At 69.3% G+C, this 879-nt stretch carries 1 protein-coding gene; it reads left to right on the plus strand.

All coding sequences use genetic code 11. The features are described 5' to 3' along the window. The coding region (locus U9980_RS23690) for an ATP-binding protein (protein WP_322769957.1) at positions 1–879 on the plus strand (879 nt) is incomplete at both ends.

The raw sequence follows: 879 nt of genomic DNA on the forward strand, positions 1-879 counted from the left end.
GATCAGCCGCGAGATCAGCCGCGAAATCGGCATTGACATCAGAACCGAGCATCTCGCGGCCGCGGCCCGGGCGCAGAACGCCACCGGTCTGGAACGGCTCGCGCGCCGGGTACAGCCGTCGGTGACTTGGGATGATCTCGTGTTGCCCGCGCGGACGGGCGTCGCGTTGCGTCACCTCGCGGGCCGCTCCGCCCATCGTGGCACCGTGCTCGACGACTGGGGCCTGCGCCGTGGTGGCGGCCGTGGCGAAGGCGTGACCTCGCTGTTCGCCGGGGAGTCCGGCACCGGCAAGACCATGGCGGCGGAGGTCGTCGCCGGCTCGCTGGGCGTCGACCTGTACGTCATCGACCTGTCGGTGGTCGTCGACAAGTACATCGGGGAGACCGAGAAGAACCTGGAAAGGATCTTCGTCGGCGCCGAGGGACTCAACGCCGTGCTGTTCTTCGACGAGGCCGACGCCCTGTTCGGCAAGCGCTCGGAGGTGTCCGACGCCCGGGACCGCTATGCCAACGTCGAGGTCGCCTACCTGCTGCAGCGGATGGAGTCCTTCGACGGAACGGCCATCCTGGCCACGAATCTGGCGGCCAACCTGGACGAGGCGTTCCGGCGACGGCTGTCCGTGGTCGTCGAGTTCACCCGGCCGGAGGAGACCGAACGCCGTGAACTGTGGCGGCGGATGCTGCGCTGCGTCCCGCTGGCCGACGACGTCGACCTGGACTTCTGCGGGCGGGCGTTCACACTGGCCGGCGGGGACATCCGCAACGCGGTCGTGACCGCGGCCTACCTCGGGGCGGCGAACGGCCGGGTGGTCGACATGCGTGACCTGGTGACGGCGATCAGCCTGGAGTACCGCAAACTCGGTCGCCTCTGTCTCCCCGA

Source organism: Protofrankia sp. Cr1, assembly GCF_963555865.1.
Lineage (GTDB): Bacteria > Actinomycetota > Actinomycetes > Frankiales > Frankiaceae > Protofrankia.